Origin of the sequence: uncultured Roseibium sp., from assembly GCF_947494555.1 — a bacterium.
Taxonomy (GTDB): domain Bacteria; phylum Pseudomonadota; class Alphaproteobacteria; order Rhizobiales; family Stappiaceae; genus Roseibium.
Window position 1 is genome coordinate 683,585 of the sequence record NZ_CANLVF010000002.1, and the last position, 24,394, is coordinate 707,978.

21 protein-coding genes are annotated in these 24,394 nt (G+C 56.2%); 10 read left to right on the forward strand and 11 right to left on the reverse strand.

The annotated features are described in order from the left end of the window. Positions 1-193 precede the first annotated feature (193 nt). Positions 194-1,084, forward strand: coding sequence for a hypothetical protein (locus tag Q0915_RS11635; RefSeq protein WP_299471558.1), 891 nt, complete (start codon positions 194-196; stop codon positions 1,082-1,084). Between the two features lie 75 nt (positions 1,085-1,159). On the opposite strand, the gene Q0915_RS11640 is transcribed toward Q0915_RS11635, so the two are convergent. Beyond that, complete coding sequence (locus Q0915_RS11640) at positions 1,160-2,077, reverse strand: LysR family transcriptional regulator (RefSeq protein ID WP_299471560.1); 918 nt, start codon at positions 2,075-2,077, stop codon at positions 1,160-1,162. Positions 2,078-2,173: 96 nt separating this feature from the next. Between Q0915_RS11640 and Q0915_RS11645 the strand changes: the two genes are divergently transcribed. Next, complete coding sequence (locus Q0915_RS11645) at positions 2,174-2,365, forward strand: hypothetical protein (RefSeq protein WP_299471562.1); 192 nt, start codon at positions 2,174-2,176, stop codon at positions 2,363-2,365. Between the two features lie 20 nt (positions 2,366-2,385). Here the strand turns inward: Q0915_RS11645 and Q0915_RS11650 are convergent, their stop codons facing one another. From Q0915_RS11650 to Q0915_RS11660, 3 genes are all read right to left on the reverse strand, one after another. Continuing rightward, positions 2,386-4,260, reverse strand: a complete 1,875-nt coding sequence (locus Q0915_RS11650; protein ID WP_299472318.1) for an ABC transporter ATP-binding protein/permease — start codon at positions 4,258-4,260, stop codon at positions 2,386-2,388. A 111-nt stretch (positions 4,261-4,371) separates the two neighbouring features. Next, complete coding sequence (locus Q0915_RS11655) at positions 4,372-4,764, reverse strand: metalloregulator ArsR/SmtB family transcription factor (protein WP_299471564.1); 393 nt, start codon at positions 4,762-4,764, stop codon at positions 4,372-4,374. A 134-nt stretch (positions 4,765-4,898) separates the two neighbouring features. Continuing rightward, positions 4,899-6,713, reverse strand: coding sequence for a LysM peptidoglycan-binding domain-containing protein (locus tag Q0915_RS11660; protein ID WP_299471566.1), 1,815 nt, complete (start codon positions 6,711-6,713; stop codon positions 4,899-4,901). A gap of 190 nt (positions 6,714-6,903) precedes the next feature. Here Q0915_RS11660 and Q0915_RS11665 point away from each other — a divergent pair, with 190 nt between their 5' ends. Both Q0915_RS11665 and Q0915_RS11670 read left to right on the forward strand, forming a co-directional pair. Continuing rightward, a complete protein-coding gene (locus Q0915_RS11665; protein ID WP_299471568.1) occupies positions 6,904-7,539 on the forward strand; it encodes a TIGR00730 family Rossman fold protein in 636 nt (211 codons plus the stop codon). Positions 7,540-7,679: 140 nt separating this feature from the next. Further along, the gene (locus Q0915_RS11670) at positions 7,680-8,936 is read left to right on the forward strand and encodes a diguanylate cyclase (protein WP_299471570.1); all 1,257 of its coding nucleotides are present in this window, start codon (positions 7,680-7,682) and stop codon (positions 8,934-8,936) included. Positions 8,937-8,949: 13 nt separating this feature from the next. Here the strand turns inward: Q0915_RS11670 and rarD are convergent, their stop codons facing one another. From rarD to cysS, 4 genes are read right to left on the reverse strand one after another with little or no spacing between them, the layout of a single operon-like run. Then, on the reverse strand, positions 8,950-9,861 hold the full coding sequence (rarD, locus tag Q0915_RS11675; RefSeq protein ID WP_299471572.1) for an EamA family transporter RarD: 912 nt from the start codon (positions 9,859-9,861) through the stop codon (positions 8,950-8,952). A gap of 28 nt (positions 9,862-9,889) precedes the next feature. After that, the gene (cimA, locus tag Q0915_RS11680) at positions 9,890-11,485 is read right to left on the reverse strand and encodes a citramalate synthase (protein ID WP_299471574.1); all 1,596 of its coding nucleotides are present in this window, start codon (positions 11,483-11,485) and stop codon (positions 9,890-9,892) included. A gap of 26 nt (positions 11,486-11,511) precedes the next feature. Beyond that, on the reverse strand, positions 11,512-12,036 hold the full coding sequence (locus Q0915_RS11685; protein WP_299471576.1) for a GFA family protein: 525 nt from the start codon (positions 12,034-12,036) through the stop codon (positions 11,512-11,514). Further along, positions 12,033-13,448 carry a cysteine--tRNA ligase gene (gene cysS, locus Q0915_RS11690; protein WP_299471578.1) on the reverse strand — a complete coding sequence of 472 codons (1,416 nt, stop codon included), beginning with the start codon at positions 13,446-13,448 and terminating at the stop codon, positions 12,033-12,035. Before cysS ends, Q0915_RS11685 begins: the two co-directional genes overlap by 4 nt. A 363-nt stretch (positions 13,449-13,811) precedes the next feature. On the opposite strand from cysS, the gene Q0915_RS11695 reads away from it, so the two are divergent. From Q0915_RS11695 to Q0915_RS11705, 3 genes are all read left to right on the forward strand, one after another. Next, positions 13,812-15,392 carry a L,D-transpeptidase family protein gene (locus Q0915_RS11695; protein WP_299471580.1) on the forward strand — a complete coding sequence of 527 codons (1,581 nt, stop codon included), beginning with the start codon at positions 13,812-13,814 and terminating at the stop codon, positions 15,390-15,392. 140 nt (positions 15,393-15,532) lie between these two features. Next, a complete protein-coding gene (locus Q0915_RS11700; RefSeq protein WP_299471582.1) occupies positions 15,533-15,721 on the forward strand; it encodes a sugar transporter in 189 nt (62 codons plus the stop codon). 74 nt (positions 15,722-15,795) lie between these two features. Then, positions 15,796-16,137 (forward strand): metalloregulator ArsR/SmtB family transcription factor, encoded by a 342-nt coding sequence (locus Q0915_RS11705; protein ID WP_299471585.1) that lies wholly within the window; start codon positions 15,796-15,798, stop codon positions 16,135-16,137. A 29-nt stretch (positions 16,138-16,166) separates the two neighbouring features. Here Q0915_RS11705 and Q0915_RS11710 read toward each other — a convergent pair whose 3' ends face one another. Together Q0915_RS11710 and Q0915_RS11715 are read right to left on the reverse strand one after the other, a co-directional pair. Continuing rightward, entirely contained in the window at positions 16,167-16,682 is a 516-nt protein-coding gene (locus Q0915_RS11710; protein WP_299471587.1) for a CreA family protein, read from the reverse strand. A 156-nt stretch (positions 16,683-16,838) separates the two neighbouring features. Beyond that, on the reverse strand, positions 16,839-18,074 hold the full coding sequence (locus Q0915_RS11715; protein ID WP_299471589.1) for an MBL fold metallo-hydrolase: 1,236 nt from the start codon (positions 18,072-18,074) through the stop codon (positions 16,839-16,841). A 370-nt stretch (positions 18,075-18,444) separates the two neighbouring features. Between Q0915_RS11715 and Q0915_RS11720 the strand changes: the two genes are divergently transcribed. Then, complete coding sequence (locus Q0915_RS11720) at positions 18,445-18,945, forward strand: MarR family transcriptional regulator (RefSeq protein ID WP_299471591.1); 501 nt, start codon at positions 18,445-18,447, stop codon at positions 18,943-18,945. Between the two features lie 131 nt (positions 18,946-19,076). Next, positions 19,077-20,426, forward strand: a complete 1,350-nt coding sequence (locus Q0915_RS11725) for a DUF2865 domain-containing protein (protein ID WP_299471605.1) — start codon at positions 19,077-19,079, stop codon at positions 20,424-20,426. Here Q0915_RS11725 and gltX read toward each other — a convergent pair. Continuing rightward, on the reverse strand, positions 20,389-21,750 hold the full coding sequence (gene gltX, locus Q0915_RS11730; protein ID WP_299471607.1) for a glutamate--tRNA ligase: 1,362 nt from the start codon (positions 21,748-21,750) through the stop codon (positions 20,389-20,391). The two genes, Q0915_RS11725 and gltX, sit on opposite strands and share 38 nt — an antisense overlap. 358 nt (positions 21,751-22,108) lie before the next feature. Here gltX and Q0915_RS11735 point away from each other — a divergent pair, with 358 nt between their 5' ends. After that, positions 22,109-24,265, forward strand: coding sequence for a hypothetical protein (locus Q0915_RS11735; protein ID WP_299471609.1), 2,157 nt, complete (start codon positions 22,109-22,111; stop codon positions 24,263-24,265). The last annotated feature ends 129 nt before the right edge of the window (positions 24,266-24,394 follow it).

Sequence of the window (24,394 nt, forward strand, 5' to 3'; positions counted from 1 at the left end):
TCCACGCATCCTCAACAGACTGATTTTACGTTCTCTGCCTGTTCAAATCGCAAACTGCCTTTCACTCGGCCTCAAGGCGCGTTGAAAGCCGGTCTCTGTGATTTCAGGCACGCCAGATCTTCCGAAATCCGGATACAGAAAGAATGCGATAATCCGTGCCGACAAAGCCGAAGCACTTACTTGGGAGGCGAACATGGCGGGCAAAACTCTGCCCACGGAAAACCAGCTTTTCTATCCCTTTGATACATCACCACCCGACGGTGGCAGGTGCATTGATAACGTTTATGAGGCGTTCGCCGGATATCGGTTCGAGGGCGGTTGGTGTCTCCAGTGCTTTACCAAGGAACTTGAGCAAAACGCACAGCGTCAAAGGGTGCGCGAAGCGCCCGCCAACTCCTTTGACATGATCTATTTCGAGCATCCCTCATGCTCAGGCGGTATTGATACTTTCCTGCATTTCCTTCCGCGAGGACTGGAGATCTCTTTCTTTGACAGCCGCCACTACATGGGTTTTCCCGACCAGATGTTGAAGCTTGGTGTTTTTCAATGGCGTGAAGAAGAACAAGCGGCGCTGCGCCACCTCTTCTGTCGTGTTGCCATCAGCTGGTTTTCAGAAGGAACAACGGAGCCACTGCAAGGGCCAACGCATCAGACTTCTTCCTGGGTCATGCGCGGCGATGCTCCGCTCCATATTCTGCAGGCGCTTTTCTTCCTGAGGATGGAACCGGGGGAGGTTTTCCGCTGGCTCCTCAAAATCGATACCAAGGCAGCTTGGTATGGCATCACGCAGTTGCTGAAAGACCCCTCGCCCGTTGAAAGCCCTGTTTATTTCGAGCTCGCCGAAGATCGATCGGAAGCCGATTACAACAAGGCCTGCGAGGCTCTCAATCGTCTATGCCTCGACAGCCTTTATGCCTCGCTTACCAGCGAGAGGATCTTTGAAAAATGGCTGGAAGTCAGCGATCAGGACCCGCGATTGGGCCAGGAATTGAGCGATGTCGAAAGCTACTATGATCCCGCAGCCTTTGTTCTCAGCAAAGAGCAGCGGGAAGAAGACGAACGCCTTCTACGCAAAGTTTTGTGACAAAAGTGCCGTTTTTATGATGAGAACGCGTTTCAGACGGAACACCGCCTCGCCCAGGAGACCGAGAGACGCACGTCAGGTCTGCGCGGCTTTGTAGTCGGTCTCCCAATAGGCGGGCCGTCCATATTTTGAGATCAGAAAATCAACCAATGCCGTCACCTTGGGCGGAATGAACTTTGCCGGCGGGTAAACAGCATAGATGTTGCCCGTGCGGGATACCGGATAGTTTTCCATCACCGCAATGAGCCTGCCGTCGCGAAGGTCCTCCCAGACGTGGGCGAGCGATTTCACCGTCAGACCAAGACCGTAGATTGCCGCATCATAAGCAAAATCACCGCTGTCGCCGGAAATCACCGGCTCTTCCAGATGGTAGGCGACTTCCCCTTCCGGTCCTTCGAAATACCACACGGGCATGGGATCGAAGCCGACGCAGTCGTGGTTGCGCAGATCTTCGGGCGATCTTGGTTCGCCCTTTCGTGCGAGATATTCCGGGCTTGCACATAATACTCTTGGATTTCCGCCGAGCTTACGGGCGATCAGGCTGGAATCGGGCAAAGGCGCGCCACGGATTGCCATGTCGTATCCTTCCGCGACAAGGTCGACGATCCTGTCGGTCATGTCGACCTCCAGCCTCAGCTCGGGGTAGCGTTGCCTGAACTCGGGCAAATACGGCAGGATGTGTTTGCGGCCGAAAAACACATTCAGCGACATGCGCAGCATGCCACGCGGTGTGTCCTCCGCGGCATCGATCAGCGCACGGGCACGATCCATTTCACCCAGCGCATTGCTTGTGTGGCGCAGGAAAACCTGACCGGCTTCCGTCAGCCCGGTGCGGCGGGTTGTCCGGGCGACGAGCTGCGAGCCAAGCTCGCGCTCCAGGTTGCTCAGCCGGCTGCTGGCCGCAGATGGTGACAGACCGAATTCACGGCCGGCCGCCGACAGGCTGCCAAGCTCGGCGACACGTTTGAAGAACTTCAGATCATCGATGCGCATTATTCGAAACTTTCGAAAGATATCTTCCAAGTTACCCCAATTCTTCGAAAGCTCGCAACATGAGATAAAGCTCCCACCACACGAAAGGAGCCTGTCATGATGCACACCGGAGATAACTACGAAAGACGCGCACGCGTTGCCCGCCACCGGGAATTGTGGGCTCTCGTCCAGGCGGTCGCCGCGCTTTTCTATGCCTCCGCACCCAGCCGGAGCGTTCACAGGAAAACGCCCGCTAATGATGCCGGACTGGACGGTATTGGCGCTACGAAACACGACCGCGCGGCCTAGGCCGCGCTCAGAACCAGGCCTTACTTGGCCGGAATGTAATCTGCGGTCTGCCCGCGCGTGACGATCCCGAGTTCGTCGTTTTCGCGGGCGGCCCGCAAACGCTCTTCAGCCTCATCAGCTTCACGCTGACGTGCCCACATGGACGCATACAGTCCGTTGAGCTCAAGAAGTTCGTTATGGGTGCCGCGTTCTGCGATTTCGCCAGCCTCAAGGACGATGATCTGATCGGCATTGACGACGGTGGACAACCGGTGCGCGATCACCAGTGTCGTTCTGTTGCGCGCAACCTGGTCCAGCGATGACTGGATCTCGCGCTCAGTGTGCGTGTCAAGCGCGGAGGTCGCTTCATCGAGGATCAGGATAGGAGGCGATTTCAGGATCGTCCGGGCGATTGCAACGCGCTGTTTTTCACCACCGGAAAGCTTCAGACCCCGTTCGCCAACCTCGGAGGCATAGCCCTGGGGAAGTCTTTCGATGAAGTCGTGAATCTGCGCCATGCGGGCAGCTTCCCTGACATCTTCCTCGCTTGCGTCAGGCCGTCCATATCGGATGTTGTAGGCAATCGTGTCGTTGAAGAGCACTGTGTCCTGAGGCACCATCCCGATTGCGCGCCGCACACTCGCCTGGGTAACATCGCGCACATCCTGACCGTCGATTTCCACCGCCCCGCCGGTAACATCGTAAAACCGGAACAGCAGACGCGAAATGGTCGATTTTCCCGCTCCGGACGGGCCAACAATGGCGATCGTCTTTCCTGCCGGCACTTCAAAATCAATGCCCTTCAATATCGGACGGTCGGCGTCATAGTGAAACCGGACATCCTTGAAGGATATCTTGCCGGCAACGGCCTTGATCGGTTCTGCCCCTTCCTTGTCCTTGATTTCAGCAGGCACCAGCAAAAGATCGAACATGGATTCGATGTCGGCGAGACCCTGCCTGATTTCCCGGTAAAGAAACCCGATGAAATTCAAAGGGATGGAAATCTGCATCAGCAGCGCATTGATCAGGACAAAGTCGCCGATATTCTGTTCGCCCGACAGCACGGCCTGTGCCGACAAGGCCATACAGGCGGCCATTCCAAAGCCGAGAATGATCGCCTGACCGAGATTGAGCCAGGCCAGCGACGTCCAGGTTTTCGTGGCAGCCTTTTCGTATTTTGCCATCGAAACATCGAACCGTTCCGCTTCCATGTTCTCGTTGCCGAAATACTTGACGGTCTCGAAGTTGAGCAGACTGTCGATTGCCTTGGAGTTGGCGTCGGTATCGCTCTCATTCATCTCCCTGCGGATGCCTATCCGCCAGTTGGAGCATTTGATCGTGAACCAGACATAGGCGGCAATCATGACCGCCACGATCACGACGTAGAAAAATCCGAACTGATACCAGATGACCGCCGCCATGATCGCAAACTCGAAGACCGTCGGCACACCGTTCAGGATCGTGAATCGGACAATGGATTCAATGCCCTTGACCCCGCGCTCAATAACACGGCTGAGACCACCGGTTCGGCGCGCCAGGTGATATCGAAGGGACAACTGGTGCAAATGGCGGAAGGTCATGATCGCAAGCTGACGCACGGCATGCTGCCCGACGCGGGCAAAAAGCGCATCGCGCAGCTGGTTGAAAGCGACCGCCAGAACGCGCGCGGCGTTATAGGCCAGCACGAGCATTACAGGTGCGACCAGAAAACCTGGCAGCCCCACATCAACACCGGTCAGCGCGTCGGTCGCCCACGCAAAGAAATAAGGCGACAGCACAGTGATGAATTTGGCGATAATCAGCGCAAAGACCGCAAGGAGCACACGCCGCTTCAGGTCGGGTCGATCCGACGGCCAGATATACGGCCACAGATTGGACAGTGTCGAGAGCGTACTCCCCTCGTCCGCGCTGACCACTTTTTGAGGTTTCGATGTCTGGCTGCCCGCAGCCGCATCGGCAGACGCTTGCGGCGAGGTGGCTTGTTTATCCGTCAATAGTATCTCCAGGGCCTGGATTGGCCCTTTTCTTTATTCGGTCTTGAGGATTGCCGGGCGCTCGCTCTGTGAGCCCGACGATGCCAGAGCATTCAGTTCTTCCCAGAATTCCTTCGAGCAGAATTCGGCCCTGCCAAGCATTTCCCGGTTCAAGAGATAGTGACAATTACGGCCTCGGGCATCGCAATGCAGAATACCAGCTTCCTTCAACACCTGCAGATGTTGCGAAACGGTGGATTGGGCGAGTGGAAGGTGATTGACGATCTCTCCACAGCAAGCCTCCTGCCTGGAGGCCAGCTGTTTGATGATTGCCAGCCGGGCGGGATGCCCGAGCGCACGAAAGAGCGCAGCAAGTTCCTCGCAGTTGGAGACGCATTTCGCCGTGTCTGCAGAAACTTCTATCGACGGCTGTTCCGTCTCGCTCATCAGGCTGCTCCATGGCTCAAGCAAAGTTGTTTCATCGTAAATATGCGATGAATGAACCAAAAAACAAGGGCGCAAAGCATTGGGAGGAAACCTCATGAGGCTTCCTCCCAGTGTAGCTTGTTCCGTTTTCGCGGCTAGCCCCGGTTGGCGGACCCGGGGTTCGGATCAGGCCAGTTCAGATCGCCCTCGGGTGTCAGGAAAACCTGCCCCGGGTAGATCAGGTCCGGGTCGCGGATCTGGTCCTGGTTCGCCTGATAGATGGTCGTGTAGCGGACACCGTCACCATAAAGGCGGCGAGAGATGCGCCAAAGGTTGTCGCCTTTGCGGATTATGACGACCGGCAGCGACTTTTGAACATCCGCGCCCTGGCTGTCTTGACCGCCGCCGCTTCCAGTCGCGACAACTTTCGTGAGAACGATTTGTTTTTCCTGTTCTTTTTCGAAGGTAACGGCTGCCCTGGCGTCGACCGTATTGCCATCTCCGCCTATCAGGTCGGCTCGGACTTCGATATCGCCTTCAGCAACGTTTTTGGTGCCCTCCACCAGCCATTTGCCACTGGAATTGACCTTTGCTTCGCCCTGGTAGTCTTCGCCCACATAAACACGCACCGATGAACCCGGTTTTCCGGTGCCGGCGACATAGACTTTGTCGGGCTCGGATTCGACCGCTTCCACCGTAACCTGGGGTGCCGGTTGATCCTGCGAAGCCGTAGCCAGGGAGCGTGTCGCCGTTCCTTCGGACTGTTGTGCACCGTTTGCTGAACCGGCTTGTTCGACAGAAGCTGTTTGTTGTTGAACGCCGTTACCGCTTACCTCGCCCGCCGCGGTCTCTGTGGTGGGGGCCCCTGACTGTGCCGTGGCAGTTGCAGGTGCCTGATCCGCGGCGCCCGGTGTTTGCGCTAGCCCTTCGCTCGTCCCGGAGCTTTCGGGTGCGGCCTGGTTTTCCGTTGCGGCGGTAACCTGGACATTTTCCTCGTTAGAAACACCGGCCGTTTGAGTCTGATCCGATTGAGCAGGCGTTTCTGGCTGGTTTTCCGATGCCTGTTGCGCGGGCTGTGGCCGGGGCTCAGACGCGTCGGATTGAGCCGCTGCAGACGATGTATCCGAAGCAGTGTCCGGCTGCGAGGATTGCTGTGCCGCCGATTGCGCGGCAGCACCTGTCTCGCCGTCTGAAGCGGGCTTTGGCAAAGCCGCTACAACGGTTTCTTCACCCTGTCCTTCCGCTTGCCCAGCCGGTGTCTTTGCAGATCCCGCCACCTCTTGGGTGGATGGTGCGGCTGCCTGGTCCGTTGCAGCCGTCGTTGGTGCCGACGCGCCCGCGGTCAGCTGCTCGGTGGCCGGCTTTTGCAGGATATCGGACGGTGCGTTCGGTGCGTTCAGGACGACAAGCGGCTGTTCCTTGCCGCTTTCAGGGACCGAAACGGCTAATCTTTGCGTCGATTCCTCGATCGCGTCGCCCTTTTCATCATGGACTTCAAGACCGACGTCATAGTCACCGGGTTTGAGCGGTTCTTCGAGAATGATCGTCCATTCGCCTGCCTCGTTGGCGATGCTCTTGCCGACGACATCGCCGTTGGCGGTCAGCGCCACGATCGCGCCGGCATCGGACCTGCCTGCCACAACCGTTTCGCCCGTGGGTTCGACGCCCACGACATCGAAGCTCGGGCCCTCGACCGGTGCTGCAGGCCGCTCGGCGTCCGGACCGGGTTGCGCAACGACTGTCTCGGGTTGAGCGGAAGACTTTTCGCTGCCTCCGGCCGGCGGCCTGGCGGCAACATTTGCATCTGTTTTTCCGGAGCTTTCGGTCGACCCGTCGGACCCGGGTGCCAGCTCAACGGCTTCCTGAAACGCCGAACGGCCGAGATCCCCGTAGAAATAGGCTGCAGCAAGACCCACCACCGCCAGAGGAACAGCCACGATCAAAGTCCGGATAAGTGTCCTGTTGTTCATTTTTTTCCCGTCAGAAGGCTTGCGAGCGACCCAGTCTGTTGCCAGTCCTTTTCACGGTCAGCTGCAGCATCTGCCCCTGTCACATCTTCTTAGCTGTCACATCCATAGCCCCCTTTTGGGGGCACGGCAAGAAATCCCGCTTGTTTCCCAAAGGACTTAAAACAGAATGCTTGACCTTGAGGTGATCTGAATGCCACATCTTTGCGTCATGAATACGGTTTCTCAAAAACAACTTACCAGCGTTTGCGTCTATTGCGGCTCCAGCTTCGGTTCCGATCCGGCACACGAGGCTGCCGCCACGCGCCTCGGGCAGATCATCGCGGAGGCTGGAATTCGCCTCGTTTATGGCGGCGGTTCGGTCGGCCTGATGGGCACGGTTGCAAATGCCGCGCTCGAATCCGGCGGCGAAGTCACAGGCATCATTCCCCATTTCCTGGAAAAGCGGGAAGTCATGCTTGAATCGCTGGAAGACCTCGTCATCACGAAGGACATGCACGAACGCAAGCACCTGATGTTCCAAAGATCGGATGCCTTCATCGCTTTGCCTGGCGGCATCGGGACCCTTGAAGAAGCCGTTGAAATGATGACCTGGGCCCAGTTGGGACAGCACAAGAAACCTGTCGCACTCGCAAACATAAACGGCTTCTGGTCGCCTCTCCTGGAGCTGCTCGATCACATGCGGGCGCAGGGATATATCCGCCCGGACACCGAGGTTCCCTACCTAGTCGCAAAGAAAGTCGACGATATCCTGCCGATGCTTCGCCACGCGGTCGCGGGAAACGTTATCGACGAAGCCAGCGCCCTGGCAAAAGTCACGGAGCTCTGATCCTTTCCAGGTCAATGCACTGACGCACAACACGTTGCAGGTACTCCAGGCACCTGCGCGCGAGTTTGCTGCAGCGCAAATTGCAGTCCCTTCAACGGAATAGTACGTTCGCCCAATTCTCTCCGGTTACGGACCTTTTCATGCAGACCACCCTCCTCGTTGAAGACGCATCGTTTTTCGAAAAAGCGATCGTCAAGAAATTGCATGAAGTCGGCCGAAACCAGATCATGGTGGCCCGAAACTACGCTGAAGCCGAAAGCTGCCTGTCCCTGCCGATCGGCGAACCCGATCTTGCCCTCGTGGACCTGACGTTGCCGGACGCACCCGATGGTGAAATTGTCGACCTCTGCGACAAGTGGAAAATACCCACAATCGTTTTTACCAGCCGGTTCGACCCGAAAACGCGGAAAAAGATGCTCCAAAAGGGGGTTATCGACTATGTCCTGAAGGATTCGCCGGGCAGCCTGAACTACGTTGCGGACCTGATTCGCCGCCTCGCAAAAAATCCGAAAATCGGCATCCTGGTTCTGGATGATGCCACGGTCGAGCGGCGCGCCATCTCGCGGATTGTCTCCAAACACCTTTACAAGGTTTATGAGGCGGCAAGCACGGACGAGGCGCTTACGTGCCTTAAAGAAAACAGCGACATCAAGCTTGTGCTCGCGGACTACTTCCTGCCGGGCAAAGATGGTTTTGCGTTCCTGAAAGCTGTCCGCCGCCGCCACAGTCCCGAACAGGTCGGCATCATCGGCATGTCGGCTGTCACCAATTCAGACAATCGGGTCCGCTTCCTGAAATACGGGGCCGCCGACTTTGTCGACAAGAACGGCTCACCGGAGGAGCTACTGCTGCGGATCTCACAAAATCTGGCATATATCTACCGCATCGAGGAGTTGAACAATCTCGCGATGCGGGATTCACTCACCGGGCTCTACAATCGCCGCTTTCTGTTTGACGAACTGTCCAAGGAAATCAAAACCTGGAAAGCCGCAACGAAACGCCGCAACTGGCTGGCGCTTTTCGACCTGGATTCCTTCAAGAGTGTAAATGACAGCCGCGGTCACGATTTCGGCGATGCCGTTCTGAAGAGTTTCGCGCAAAGTCTGACACAGTTTGCACGTGACGAAGACTACGTCGTTCGCCTGGGCGGAGACGAGTTCTGCGCAGTGCTCCACGACCAGTCTGAGGAAGAGGTGCATTCGCGTCTTGCTGCTTTGCTTGACGAAGTTGAGACGATGCCGGTGGAACACCGCGGCGAAAAGATCAGCTTCAAGACCAGCATCGGTGTCGCCCCCTTTCAGCCGGACGCTCTGCCAGATGCGCTGAAAGCTGCGGATGTCAGGCTCTATTCGGCAAAACGCACCGGACGAGGCCTGCTTGCCGTTTCAGACCAGTGATTAATGCCAAGCTTCAGGCGGCGCGGCGATAGCGATTCCAGCTGTCAAACGAGAAAATTGCCAGTGCCATCCAAATCATGACAAATGTCAGCAGCTTTTCCTGATCCAGGGGTTCGTTCCAGACATAGACTGCCATCAGAAAGTGCATGGAAGGTGCAAGGTATTGCATCAACCCCAGCATGAACAGCGGCAGTCTGCGCGCAGCGGCCGAAAAGCATGTCAGTGGCAAGGCGGTAACGATGCCGGTACCCGCGAGTGCGATCAGCACCGGGATATCATTGAGCACGAGCGCGTCTTTGCCCCAGCTCAGGCTCAACAGCACGTATCCGATTGCCAGAGGCAGAAGCAGCAAGGTTTCAACAAACATTCCCGGCGTTGCGTTTACCGGCGTCACTTTTCGGACATAGCCATATCCGGCGAAGGAAAACGCGAGCACAAGAGAGACCCAAGGCAAGCCGCCTGCCAATATCGCCTGAATCAAAACAGCAACTGCGGCAATCGCAACCGCTATTCCCTGTCCGAACGAAAGACGTTCCCGCAGAACCACAAGCCCGACAACGATGCTCACCAACGGGTTGATGAAATAGCCGAGCGAGACATCAAGGACACGTTCCTGCTCGATCGCCCATACAAAAACCAGCCAGTTCACCGCGATAAACATGGCGGACGAGGTCAGCCTTTTGAGAACTGCCGGCTGCTTGAAAACATCCCAGACTTCCTGCGATCTGCCGCGCAGGTAGAGAAACAGGCCGACAAAGAGGACTGACCACAGTATCCGATGAGAGACAATAATGTCCGGCGCTATGGAATCGGTGAGCTTGTAATAGGCTGGAAGGAAACCCCACATGCTGTATGCCGCCAAGCCATAAGACAAGCCCTGGCGAAATTCGGCATTGGCTTCGGCTTGCGAAACCCGCTGGGACATTCAGTTTGCCTTTCTGGCGTGCCTGTGGTCAGGCGTTGTCGGCCTTCAGCAGTGCAAATGTGATGGAATCGACCAATGCCTGAAACGAGGCGTCGACGATATTGGGAGAAACGCCGATCGTGAACCAGCGGCGCTGCGTCTTGGTGTTGTGGCTTTCTATCAGCACGCGGGTGACAGCGGCCGTGCCACCGTTCAATATCCGCACCTTGTAGTCAATAAGTTCCAGGCCTTCGATCGCGGACTGGTACTTGCCGAGGTCTTTCCGCAGGGCCATGTCCAGTGCGTTGACGGGGCCGTTGCCCTCCGCCACCGACATGCGGGTTTCGCCGTCTATGTCGACTTTCACCACGGCTTCAGACACTGTGATGAGATCACCGATCGCGTTGAAACGTCGCTCGACCATGACCTTGAATGAATTGACATCGAAATACCTGGGAACTTCGCCGAGTTCCCTGCGCGCCAACAATTCAAAGGAGGCATCCGCAGCTTCGTAGGCATAGCCCTCGGCTTCCCTCTCCTTCACGAGTGCAAGAAGCCGGTCGAGACGCGGCTCCGATTTGTCGACTTCAATACCGACGCGCGTCAGCTCACCGAGCAGATTGCTCTTGCCAGCCTGGTCCGACACCAGGACCCTTCGCTGGTTTCCGACAATCTCGGGCGCGACGTGCTCATAGGTTTTCGGGTCCTTGAGGATCGCGGACGCATGAATTCCGGCCTTCGTCGCAAAGGCAGTTTCGCCAACATACGGCGCCTGCCTGTCCGGCGACCGGTTCAGAATCTCGTCGAATGCGTGCGAAATCGATGTGACGTCCCTGAGCTGTTCTTCGCTGACACCGATCTCAAACCGGTCGGAAAAGGCGCTCTTGAGTTTCAGGGTCGGGATCAGGGTGATCAGATTGGCATTGCCGCAGCGCTCGCCCAGACCATTGAGCGTTCCCTGGATCTGCCGCACACCTGCGTCGACTGCCGCGAGCGAATTGGCAACTGCATGGCCCGTATCATCATGCGTGTGGATGCCGAGATGCGACCCCGGGACAACCTCCTGGACCTTCGTGACAATATGGTAGATTTCATCGGGAAGCGTGCCGCCGTTTGTGTCGCACAAGACGACCCAGCGTGCACCGGCCTGGTAGGCCGTGCGCGCGCAATCCAGGGCGTACTCCGGATTGGCCTTGTAGCCGTCGAAGAAGTGCTCACAGTCGATCATGGCTTCCTTGCCGGCCGCGACCGTGGCCGAAACGGTGTCATGGATGGAATCGAGGTTCTCCTCGTTGGTGCATCCAAGTGCGATGTCGACATGGTAGTCCCAGGTTTTCGCGACAAAACAGCATGCGTCCGATTTGCTGGACAAGACCTGCTGGAGACCGGGATCGTTGGAGGCAGACCGTCCGGCGCGCTTGGTCATTCCAAAGGCCGTAAACTTCGCGGTTTCGGTCCGCTTTTCGCTGAAAAACTCCGTATCGCCCGGATTGGCGCCGGGATATCCGCCCTCGACATAATCGACGCCCAACCGCTCGAGCAATTCAGCGACAACAATTTTCTCGTTGACCGAAAAATCGATTCCGCTCGTTTGAGCACCATCTCGAAGCGTGGTGTCGAAGAGATAAAGACGTTCCTTGGTCATTCGCGTTTCCCGCCGGCCATACAGGCCTAATTTTCTGTATTTTGTGATTCAGCCGACGAGCCAGGCAAAGCCTGCGGCCAGGTTTCGGTGTCGTGATCCGGATGCTGGTTGGAAACGATCGTCGCTAGGAAAGCCAGCGTTTCCTCGTCTTCTTCCGTTCTGCGTGCCGGTATCTCGCCCATGCGGTCCGCAAAGGGAAGTTTGGCTTCGACACCGTACTGGATCACCGGAGCGATCTTGTCCGGTTCATCGAAGGCACCGATTGCAATCGCGACGCCGTCGGGTGCCTTATAGGTAAGCGGTGTGCCGCACGCGGGACAAAATCCGCGTGCGACGTGGTTTGAACTTTGAAACCGTTTCGGTTCACCTCGGGCCCAGGTCAGGGTCGCATCTTCGCGCACGCTGACCAGCGGTGCGTAAAACGCACCAAAGGCCTTCTGGCACATCCGGCAATGGCAGATAGAGGCAGTGCCGAGTGGCCCTTCAACTCGAAATCGCACCGCACCACATTGGCATCCACCGGTCAGCGCCTTTTGTTGATCTGCGCTCACCTCTGAAGCTCCCAGGTCGTTATACGTTCACCGGTTTCAGAGTCTTTTGAATCCTTTAGAACAATTCCCTGAGACGACAGATTAGCCCGGATTTCGTCGGCCAACGCCCAATCCTTCTCCTTCAGGGCGGCGAGCCGCTGCTCCACGGCATCTTCGACACTGGAGCTGTCAATACCGCTAAGATCAGCTTTCACGGGCGACAGGCCCATGAGTGCCGCGCTTGCCGAATAGGTCTCCAACTTCGATGGGTCCCTCGAAGCCTCGCCCGCCAGCGCATGAAGCGCCTGGATTGCGGCCGAGGTATTCAGGTCATCCAGAAGAGCACCGACGACCAAAGGTGAAGCCTCCGCATCCGTTTCAACCGGATCCGGCCACTTGGACAGAAGATTCTCCGCTTCTTCCAACTTCCGTTTGGAAAAGTCTATCGGCTCGCGGTAGTTCGTCATCAGCATGGCCATGCGCAGGACTTCGCCCGGCCATTTGCGGCCGCCGAAATTCTCGGTCTCCAGCAACTCCTGGATCGTGTAGAAATTGCCTTCGGATTTGGACATCTTCTTTCCTTCCACCTGAAGGAAACCGTTGTGCATCCAGTAATTTGCCATGTTCTGCGTGTCGTTCGCGCAGCAGGACTGGGCAATCTCGTTTTCATGATGCGGGAAGATCAGATCCAGTCCGCCGCCATGAATGTCGAACACATCACCCAGATGATGAGCACTCATGACGGAACACTCGATATGCCATCCGGGCCGGCCAAGTCCCCACGGGCTCTCCCAGCCCGGCTCCTCGTCGGAGGAGAGCTTCCAGAGAACAAAGTCGCCCGGGTTCTTCTTATGCGCATCAACGGCAATGCGTGCGCCGGCAATCTGTTCATCCAGCTTGCGTTTTGACAGACCGCCATAGTCGGGCATGGATGCCGTGTCGAACAGCACCTCACCTTCGGCCTGATAAGCGTGCCCCTTTTCGATCAACCGCTGGATCATCTCGATCATGCCGTCAATGTGCTGAGTTGCACGCGGTTCGTAGGTCGGCAGGAGCACACCGAGCGCTTCGATATCCTTGTGGAACTGATCAGTGGTCTTTCTAGTGACCAGGGCGATCGCTTCGTTCAAAGGGAGGTCAGGATGATCGCGCAACGCACGTGCGTTAATCTTGTCATCCACATCCGTGATGTTGCGCGCATACGTGACGTGCTCGCCTCCATACACATGCCTCAGGAGCCGGAAAAGAACGTCGAACACGATGACCGGACGCGCGTTGCCGATATGGGCGAAGTCGTAGACGGTGGGTCCGCAGACATAAAGGCGCACGTTCTCATCATCGATGGCCTGAAAATCCTCCTTTGCACGCGTCAGCGTGTTGGTGATCTTCAAGCCTTTGATTGTGCCGGATCTTTTCGTCTCAGCGGCGCTCATGTCAAAAGGTCTCCTGGCCGGCTGACCGGGCGATCCGTCTCAGGGAAACTTTTGCCAAGAGGGAACGGCCACAGCCAGCGGTGTCGCTAGCTGCAAATAATGGTGATCGTAATGATGTTCCAAGTGGCCGTCATCATTCGGGCTTTATGGACCGGAACGCCGGACGCGGTCAAGGCTGCATTTGGATCGCGGACTCAATTCAAAGTCTTCGTGGCGTTGGCGCTACAGATGACATCGACTAGACTACGTTGATAGGGAATCAGAGGGGGATTTCATATGGTGTTGCCGCGTTCGATACGTCGTATTTCTACCGGGACTGCTTTGTCGCTGGTATTGTTCTTGTCCGCCTTTGCAGTGACACCAGTGAGCGCAGAACAAGCTGCAACACAAAACGCTCCCGCGCAGGAAATTGCGGCCACAGTTGCCCAGGAACCCGCAACACCGATTGCGATTGCAATCAAGGCGGCGATGTCAACCGACATTCCCGAAGGACTTCAGGGCTACTACACAGAGCGGGCATTTGCGCCGGCTTGGTTTGATCAGTCCGGCCTGAAAGAAAGAGCGCATCTGGCGATCGCCGCTATGGCGGAGGCAAACGAACATGCCCTGAACCCGAACAACTATGCCCCGCTCGAGCTCGCACAACTTTCCGAAACCGCGCAAACGCCGGAAGACTGGGCCCGGTTCGATCTGGAGCTTTCGCGCCAGTTTCTGCGCTATGCGACGCATCTTTCCTCCGGACGTGTGCAGCCCAACAAGATCAACAAGGCTCTGAATCTTTTCCCGGACAGGCCGGACCCGAAACCGTTTTTCGAAAATGCGGAAATGACTGTCGACTTCAGCGCATTTCTGGACAGCTTGCCGCCACAGTCCGACAATTATGCGCGGCTGAAACGCAGGCTTTCGCAATATCGGGAAAAGGCTGCGACTGGCGGGTTCACCTCGATCCCGGATGGCGAAGTGCTGAAACCCGGCATGACGGATCCGCGCATTGCGATCCTGCGGCAACGCCTCACCGAGGAAGACATTCCAGGCGCAGCAGAGCATTCAGGAGACACTTATGATGGGGCTCTTGTTGAGGCCGTGAAAATGTTTCAGGACCACCACGGCCTGGCGATGGATGGCGTGATCGGCAAGAACACGCTTGCGCGGCTTAATATTCCCATTCAGGACAAGCTCATCCAGATGGAACTCAACATGGAGCGCCGCCGCTGGATGCGTGACGACCTTGGAGAATTCTACGTCTTCGTGAACCTCGCGGACCAGAACCTGAAGGTGGTTCGCAGCGGCAAGACGATCCACACCACGCGTGTTGTTGTCGGCAAGCCGTATCACGCGACACCCGTCTTTTCCGATCAGCTGGAATATGTCGAGATCAATCCGTTTTGGAATGTGCCCTACTCGATCGCAACGAAGGAGTATCTGCCGAAGTTGAAGCAGAATCCCTCGGCGCTCAGCCGTCAGAATATTCGGGTCTTTCAAGATGGCAGCGAGGTCGCGGCGACACAGGTTGCCTGGAACAGCTATTCGGGTGGCAACTTTCCGTTTCGCCTGCGCCAGGACCCCGGTGACGGCAACGCTCTCGGGCGTATCAAGTTCATGTTTCCGAACGAATTCAACATCTACATTCATGACACGCCCTCCAAGTCGCTGTTTTCACGCGCCGAGCGGGCCTACAGTCATGGCTGTATCCGGGCCTCGAACCCGTTTGCGCTCGCAGACGTCCTGTTGACCGACAACAATTCCACGCCCGGTCACTGGGAGCAGATCCGTGACAGCCGGAAGCGCACAATCATCAAGCCCAAAGTTCCCATAGAAGTGCATCTGACCTATTTGACGGCCTGGATGAACAAGGATGGGTCGACCCATTTCCGAAAAGACATCTACGAGCGCGACGAGGTGCTTCTAAAGGCCTTGCGCAAGGCAATGACGGAAAACCTCTGACGTCATAAGCCGCTGGAAAACATTACTCTTTATTGGCGTTTACGAATGTGAACGGACGCTGAACGCCACGCTCAGCGTGAGTTCAAGGCCCTCATCGTAGTCTCCGGGCAATCGTTACCGATCGCTCTTTGGAGACACACATGTTGAACCGCTTCTTTGTCATTCTTTTCCTGGCCGTTGTCCTCGGTGGACCTTTCGCCGCGATCATTGCAATAACCGACGGCACCAAGGCGTTCGGCAACGACCTGCAGCACAAAAGCCTTTGTTTGCTGAAGGGTGCCGGATGCGGTGATGGCAACATCATCGTCACTGTCGCAGGCCGAATTTAAAAGAACGTGCAGAATTCACGACCTCTCGCCCACTTGGTCTTGCGGTTTTACCTTGTGTTTGGCAGAGTCCACCCATGGACTACAAAACTCTAGAAGATAAAGCGGAGTCCGCGGCAGACTTTCTAAAGATGATGGCATCTGCCCCCCGTCTGCTTTTGATGTGTCTTGTCCTCGAAGAAGAGCGCTGTGTCAGCGAACTTGCCGAAGCGACAGGCATGCGGATGCCCACCGTTTCACAACAGTTGTCGTTGCTGCGCGCCCAGGGCCTTGTATCCACGCGCCGGGAAGGCACGACCATCTATTATCGGCTTTCGAGCGAGCCGGTCAGAGACATCATGGCAATGCTCTACAAGCACTTTTGTGCCGACGCCGACTTGCCGGTCGGTAAACATCTTGAAAAGCTGGACGCAGACTGACTTTCCAGCGTCCAGCTTGCGAAGCGCGATCAATCGGTAACGTAGTCAGCGCATTTTGGAGGCGCCTTGTCCCCCCACGGCATCAGCGGCACCGTGGAAGTGGAGTTTTTCGGACTGCCTTCAATCAGTTTGTCCGAATAAACGAGATAGACCAGCACATTCCGTTTTTCGTCACAGCCACGCACGATCTGCATTTTCTTGAACACCAAAGACCTACGCTGACGAAACATTTCCTCGCCCTGCTCGAACTTTTCCTTGATGGTCACCGGGCCGACCTGACGGCAGGCCAGCGATACGTCTGAGACCTCCTCAGCAACGCCAAGCCACCCTGACACGCCCCCTTTCTCCGGGACGGTAAAGTGACACGATACACCCTCCACCAGCGGATCGTCGATCGCGTAAGTGGCCAGCTTATGATCGGGTGTCAGAAATTTCCAAACAGTCGATTTCTTGAAAATCAAATCCGGCTCGTCCGATGCCAGAGCAGATCCTGTTCCCAGGATGAGGCTGGTAAGCACGAGTGCGGCGACAGTACAAAAACGCATCAAAAACCTCCATTGTTTGGATGGCTTCACATGTGGTGATCATGGTCGGGCGATCAAGCAGAGGCAAAGAGGTTTGCCGCAGACTCAAAACGCGCGCCTTGAGGCGCGCGCTCTGTATATCACTCAGCTTTGTCGGGCCGGTGCTGGCGATCGCCGCTAACGCGCCGCCTCCATCAAAACCCTTGGCTCATCGGCCTCATGCTCCGCCGATTCCGTTTCTTCGACTTCGTATTCCACCGCTTCGGGACCAACTATATCGTTCGTGGAAAGGTCCAGTATCTCTTCTTCATCCGTCTCTTCGCTCGCCTGCTTTTCGAGTAACGAAGCGGCAAAATCGTTATCGGAGACCAGTTCAGCGGTAATCCTGGCCTCCACGTCATCCACGGCCTCTTCGGACGCCGGCAATTCGGTCTCGTTTTCCACTGGCTGATCCGTATTCACGACACCGTCCAGCGCATCCTTCAAGTCGGCGCATCTCTCGCGAGACCAGATCTGCGGCTGGTCCAGGCCGAGTGCCTCGTCATAGGCCCTTGCCACGTTGAACGACAGGTGTAGATCGAAATCGGCCTTAGAACCGAATTGTGGACCCAACGCGTCCTTGACGGCATTGAACGTGTCCTTGAGGCCCAGCCTCTGTTCCACGCAGGCTGAAGCTGCTTCCTGCAGCGTCGTCACGAACTCCCTCGTGTTTTCAATGGCATGCGCAACGGCAGATGCGCCGATGGCCGAGCGTCCGCGTCCGGGCATGAGTGCTGTCGGCCGAAAAGCGGTAATCCGGTCAAGAGCCCGCGGCCAATCGGCCAGATGCGCATCACCGCAATACGGCACAGACGACGTTTGAACCAGATCGCCTGCAAAAATCACCGAGCTTCCCGGCACCCAGACCAAGACGTCTCCCATCGTGTGGCCCCTGCCCAGATGCATCAAGCGTACATCCAAATTACCCAGGTCGATGGACATGGAAGACGCGATTGTCATGCTCGGCAGGCTAACGCCGACATTCGACGGCAGACCGGAGAAAAGCCCAGGCAGCCGATCCCGGGCAACCAGTATTTCTTCCGCACCGCGCGTATCCATCATGCGCCGTGTAAGATCGGACGCGACAATCTCGCCGGCATCAAAAGCCTGGGCCCCAAGCGTGCTGTCTGCATGAAAATGCGTCAACACGACCTGCTTGATCGGCTTGTCGGTTTTTTCCCTGATTTTCTCCAAAACCTTGGCGGCCAATTCTGGTGTCGCCTGTGCATCGACGATCAGCACGCCCCGCTCACCGACGATCACACCCGTGTTCGAGCAGCCGTCAGCACTGAATGCGTAGCAGCCGCGGCCAATTTCCTCGAACCGTTCGTTCGCTCCTGGAGAAAGCTCGGAGTTGTTCGATTCGTTCGTCATTGCGGCCTCGCTTTCATGCCAGCTGTCTGATTGACTTCCAGGATCTTTCTACCTGCCATACACCACTAACCTGTTGACTGTAGCGTCTCAGTTTCCGTCTCTGATTCGCAATTTTCCACGTGCCAATTCCTTAACTATTCCTTCTTTATCAACAGATAGGTCAGCCAATTTCAGCACTTCATGACTTCATCCGGCGAAGCTCTCCGGCGAAACTGCTTACGTTCCTCATACTTTTACGAAGCAGCGCTCACTGTCTTTCGTCTTCAACTCGATCAGCTATACTTGCTAGTGGTACAAAATGGCCGGATCACGGCATTGAATTTTGCAGATCCATTTCGGCAGACCATCGTCTTCAAGGCAGCTCAATCCCATGTCGCAAAAAACACCTTTCAACAAAGGACCGGTTTCCAAGGACGACGGCGAAAGACCCGTTCTGGAGCTCAATCGTTTTTTGCCCTATCAGCTCAATCATCTCGCAGAGACTGTCAGCCGTTCCTTTTCGAAGATTTATGCCGAGAAATACGGGATCGGCATTCCTGAATGGCGCGTGATCGCAATGCTTGGTGAGCGCGGGGCGATGACGGCCCGGGACATTAGCGTGGCAACGTCAATGCACAAAACCAAAGTCAGCCGCGCGGTCGCCGCTCTTGAAAGTCGAGACTTCATCATGAGGGTCAAAAACCCTGAAGACATGCGTGAACAAACGCTGAGGCTGACTTCAAACGGCACGGCGGTCTACGAAGACATCATTCCCAAAGCGCTTGCTTACTCGGACGAGCTGCAAAATGCCCTTACGAGCGAGCAAAAGCACCTGTTGAACGACGTATTCAACCGTTTGCACCAGGCGGTGCGTCAACGGGACGAAACTTGAATGTCCACAAGCCGGGTGCGGCAGCATTAACCGAACGTGAGAGCTTTCGTTGCTATTGATAGGGACAGAAGCGATACTTTTGTGATCGCTATGGACGGTTTGGCGCGGGATTGCGCTGCAGGGGATAATCGATGGCGCGGCACTCAAAAGCCAGGTCTGTCAGGATTGCGCAAGCCGCAGGCGTGCTTGTAACGCTGCTGCTGCCTCTTAACGCTGCCTATGCGGCGACCTGCGCGGCATTGAAGTCCGAATTGCGGCAACTGGAATCCGGTTCGAGAGCCAAATCGCCTGCGGCAGTCAAATGGTCCACGGCGAAAAGACAACAGGAAAAGGCAATCTCAGCGGCAACGCGGGACGCCCGACACTTCGGATGTTCGCGAAACCCCACCGCCAAGTGCCAGGACCTCAATCAAAAAATCAAACGCATGAAGTCCAATCTGTCTGCGATCGAGCGTCAGTTGAGCAAAGCAGGCGGCACCAACACAAAAAACACCAGACGCATACGCCAAGTGCGTGCGTCCCTGGAAAGACAAAGCTGCAATGCGCCCAAGACGCAACGGCAGCGTCAAGCCTCATCCGAAAGGCCGGTGAACGCCGAAAAACCAAAATCGCTGTTGGCCCGCCTCTTCAACCCTGAGTCAAAGGCCCAGCAGACATCGGCCAGGACTGGAGACAGGGAAACCTCCTCCGTCAGGTCACAACACAAGCGGGACAACACACGACGGCGGCTGCCGTCCGGCAGTGCCTTCCGCACGCTTTGTGTGCGCACGTGCGACGGCTATTTTTTTCCGGTGAGTTTTTCGGCAGGCAAAAGCCAGTTTGCGAACGACGAGGCGCGGTGTTCCGAAATCTGCCCAGCAGCACCAACCGAACTCTACATCTATCGCAACCCGGGCGGAGACCAGTCTCAGATGACGTCGCTCGCCGGCGTACCCTATGCCGATCAGCCCTTCGCGTTCCGTTACAAATCCGAGTTTGTGGAGGGATGCAGCTGCCGCCAGTCCAAGCAGGCGAAAACGCGCTCTGCCTGGTCCGAAGTCGGCACGTCGTCAGGACAAAGGTTCTTTTTCGCCGACATAAGCGCAGGGCTTCCGCGCCGTACACAGCAGCCGAGCCTTGGCAGCACATATGAAGAAGAAAGGGCAAAACCATCAGCCCTGGCCATGACGCCCCTGCTTCCCGCCCAGTTGCCCCGTTACGACGATCCTGGCACACTTTTCAATCTTGAAAAAGGCTTTGACGTCACATCGGTGGCGGCATTCGCACAAGTTAGAATGGCGACTGCATCGCAGGCATCAGCCACCGACACGGCCTCTGAAGATGGTTTTCCATTGCTGACACTGCGCAAGACTGAAGACGGTTCGATCGAAGCCGTGTCAGCCGCGCCGGTCTTCAAGACCGAAGACCCGGGCTTTCGGCCCGCGCCGGAAAGATCCTCACCTGTCAGGGTAGTCGGTCCAGAATATTTTGTCGCCCAATAAACGGCAGCAACGCCTTCATGTCCGGTCCGTGATCCATGCCGGTCAGGACACGCCGAAGCGGCATGAACAGACCGCGGCCCTTTCGCCCCGTTTCCGATTTCAAGGCGGTTGTCCAGGTACCCCAGGTCTCTGCAGTCACCTCACCGCCGGGCAGTAGCGTCTTGGCCTGGGCGACAAACTCGCGGTCCTCGTCCTCAACCCTGCCTTCAACCGGTCCGGTGACAACCTTCCAGAATTCCAGTGCGTCGGACACCACTACGCAGTTACCGCGCACGATCTCCCAGAATTCAACACCACCGCCGACGCCAAGCTCCGACAGGTGCGTTTCAACCGCGCCGAAAGGCAGTTCATGCACCAGCCTGGCATTCAGGCTTTTCAGCTCTTCGGGATCGAATTTCGCAGAGGACCGGGAGACATTTTTCAGATCGAACTTTTCGATCAGTGCGTCCATGTCCGGAAGGGGTTCGACTGCCTGGCTTGTTCCAGTCAGAACAGCGAGCGAGGCGACCGACATGGGTTCCAGACCCTCATCGCGCAATGAACCGATGGAAAGCGCTCCCTTGCGCTTCGAGAGCCCCTCACCGTCACGTGTCGTCAGCAAATTGTGATGCCCGAATGCAGGCACCGGCGCCCCCAGTGCCTCGAAGATGGCTAATTGTACCCCGGTGTTCGCCACGTGGTCTTCGCCGCGGATGACGTGCGTGACCCCCATATCGATATCGTCGACGATAGATGGCAGCGTATAGAGATACGTGCCGTCGGCCCGGATCAGAACCGGATCGGACAGCGACGCCAGGTCGACCGTCTGGTCGCCGCGGCAAAGATCCGTCCAGCTCACATCTGTTCGCCTGGTTTCAAATGGATCGCCGTCGTGATTGGGAAGCACAAAGCGCCAATGTGGCTTTCTGCCTTCTTTCTCGAACGCGACCCTTTCGTCTTCACTCTGCTTAAGTCCCGCGCGGTCGTAAACGGGCGGGCGGCCGAGAGCTCGCTGACGCGAGCGGCGGCGCTCAAGTTCGTCCGGCGTCTCGTAACACGGATAGAGAAGACCCGCGTCTTCCAGCTTGCGCGCGGCTTCATCATAACGTGCGACCCGCGCCGATTGCCGCTCAATCACGTCCGGTTCGATACCGAGCCAGCGAAGGTCCTTCTCGATCGAATCTGCATATTCCTGTTTCGAGCGCTCCAGATCGGTGTCGTCGAAACGCAGAATAAAGCGCCCGCCCTCCTTCCTGGCAAACAGCCAGTTGAAAAGTGCGGGCCGGCTGTTGCCGATGTGAATGTGGCCGGTCGGCGACGGCGCGAAACGTACAGTTACGGTCATGCCGCCTCAGTTAGCCGCTGACGCGGAGCGCGGCAAGACATAACTGGGCGCTGGCACAAAAAAGAAGGAACCGCGTTCTGTTGCCGCGCTCGGCATCAGTCAACGCTGTCCTGCTCGCAGCCACTTGCGAAATTGGAACTCGATCTGAAGAAGAAAAGTACTTTGAGAAGACAAAAAACAACCTGATACACAAACTGAAGTTGCATTTCCTAGAGTATTTGATGATCTATACTGATGTGATATAAGTATAAAGAGAGAGATTTTTTATTTTTTTCACTTGATGCAATTGAACGACAAGTACCGGGGCAAAGTGCACAAAACTAAAAACGCACGTGGTAATATTGAGGACTGACTGGCAATGACCACCACCTTCATTATCTCATCGATTATTACGTTTCTTGTCATGATAACGATCATCACGATCGACGAACGAACGATAAATATTCAGGGCACGGACCACAGACAATTATTCGACAACAAGTACATCAAAGCAGTCGTGCGTGCTGACATACTGATCGCACTTGTCTTCATATTCTTCCTGATCCTGTTTGGACTTGCGATACTGCTCAGCGTGACCGGAATACTGCCAAGCTACAATCATCTTTACCGCTGGCATGAGTTTCTGACATCGGCGATCGTCTCCAAACTGATCCTCGGGATCGTATTTGGCGGCTTGCTTGCCGTATGGGTCGCCAAAAACTACCGCAGACCCGCGGAATCGAAGCTGACGCTTCTTGAGAAGATCGAAGGTGTCGCCCTTGTTTTCCTCTTGATCGCCGGGATGACGACCGCATCGCTGGATGAGCTGCTGCGCTCCGTGAGCCTGAACGACGGCAAGGTGAACTTCCAGCTCGCACAACCTGCCTCCAGGCAATCGAGCGGTCAGGAAGCGCAGTCGGTGAATACAAACAAGAACGACAACGGTAACGGGGGCAACAAGGAATCCTTCTTCCTTGGCGGGTTTGGTCCGATCAAGGGCATGATCTCAACGATGAAAAGGGACTATGGATACATCAAGGCCCACAATCCCGACCTCGCCGAAGTTCTGGCGGCTCACGAAGCCGAAAGCGGATTCAGCGCGACAAACGACATCCGCCCGCCGCTGCCGGTTGCCACCGTCGCTGCTCTCGCAGTCAGCGCTGATCCTCAACCTGTTCCCGCTCCCGTCGACCCGAAACTTGAAGCAATCCTGAACCACGGCCGGATGACCCAGAACTTCGAGACATCCTTCAAGTCGTTCTTCGGATGTATTGCAGGATCGCTCGAAAAAACGGCCGATCGCCGCTACCTCTTCAACCAGATCGCGGAATTTCGTCCGCTCATCGGCGCGCTCTATCTCAATCTGATCGAGCTGGAAAAACTGGAAGGCGAAGACCTTTCGCCAGCCCAAACTCTGAGGAAACAGAAAATAGAGGGGCGCATCGCAGACGTTGTCAACAAGTTCAACAACCTGGACGAAAATTCAGTCAGTTCGATTACCACTGCCTTCACCGAGATCAAGACGTTCGGGGCTGACTACCATGGTGTCGCTGTATGTTCGGATCTCAAGATTGGGGACATCAATCTCCCGGTCGATCTCGAACTCGCCTCCGTTTCCCTGAGGCCTTATCTCGCGACGATTTATGCTTCTCTTCTGTACATGGACAACCAGAAGCTGGCAGCGATCCGTGCGCTGAACGAGGACGTCGACAAGTTCAAGAAACGGTTCAAGGGCGCCAGCGTCTCCGATGCAGAATTCTGGTACCTGCAACGAGCCCTCTTCGACGTGATTTTCATGGTCGAGGATTTCTTCATTACCGAGACGCAGTCCCCGCCCCCGGACGTACTTGAAATGCATCTTAAGAACTTGAAGTTCTATAGCAATCTGATCAAGCAGATCGATCGCCGGATTCCGCACGAGGAAATGTACGGCAATCACGTCGTCGGCAGCTCCGAAACACTGGTGGAGTCCCGATTTAACCGCGATCCGGGCTTTTCATTTGCCTGCCCCGACGATGGGGTGGACAAGGACGCATTGGGGTATGGCGGCGGATTTCTCTCACTGAGGCAGGCTGGAACGTTCAGTTACCTCTATTACACCATTCAGTCCATTTACGTGCAGCGCGCGCTTGGTCACCCCGACTTCAACGATCTTTTCGGAAAAGATGCCGGGCATTTGGCCGAAGTCATCGCAAATATCGATCTGAACTGCTCAATTGAAGTGTTGGACCACCCTGAAATCATCGTGCGCCAACAAAGAGCATCGTTTCTTCACATCTATGCCTTGTATGTGGAGCACCTCACCGAGGCAAAACGCAATATCTCCACAAATCATGTCGCCTGGCTTCGCGACCGGCTGGACCTTATCGACAATGCGGCGACCCTCGCGCTCGAAGTTCTGGCGCGAAACGAAGCCACGCAGCAAAATCGCGACGCGTTGCGCAATTTCAAGCTTGATAGCGTTCAGGCTGAGTTGAGATACAATCTGCGTTCGCTGTTGCGGAGAAACCAAAGCAAGATAAACCGCATTCAGTAAGAATGCGATTTCAAGCACTTACAGGTTTCTTGGGTGCGCCGGATTATGGCTGGGGCAGATACGGGGTGGCCTGAGCCACAGCACTTGCAAACTGCAATGCCGCCAGCATGACCCCTACATATGATACTT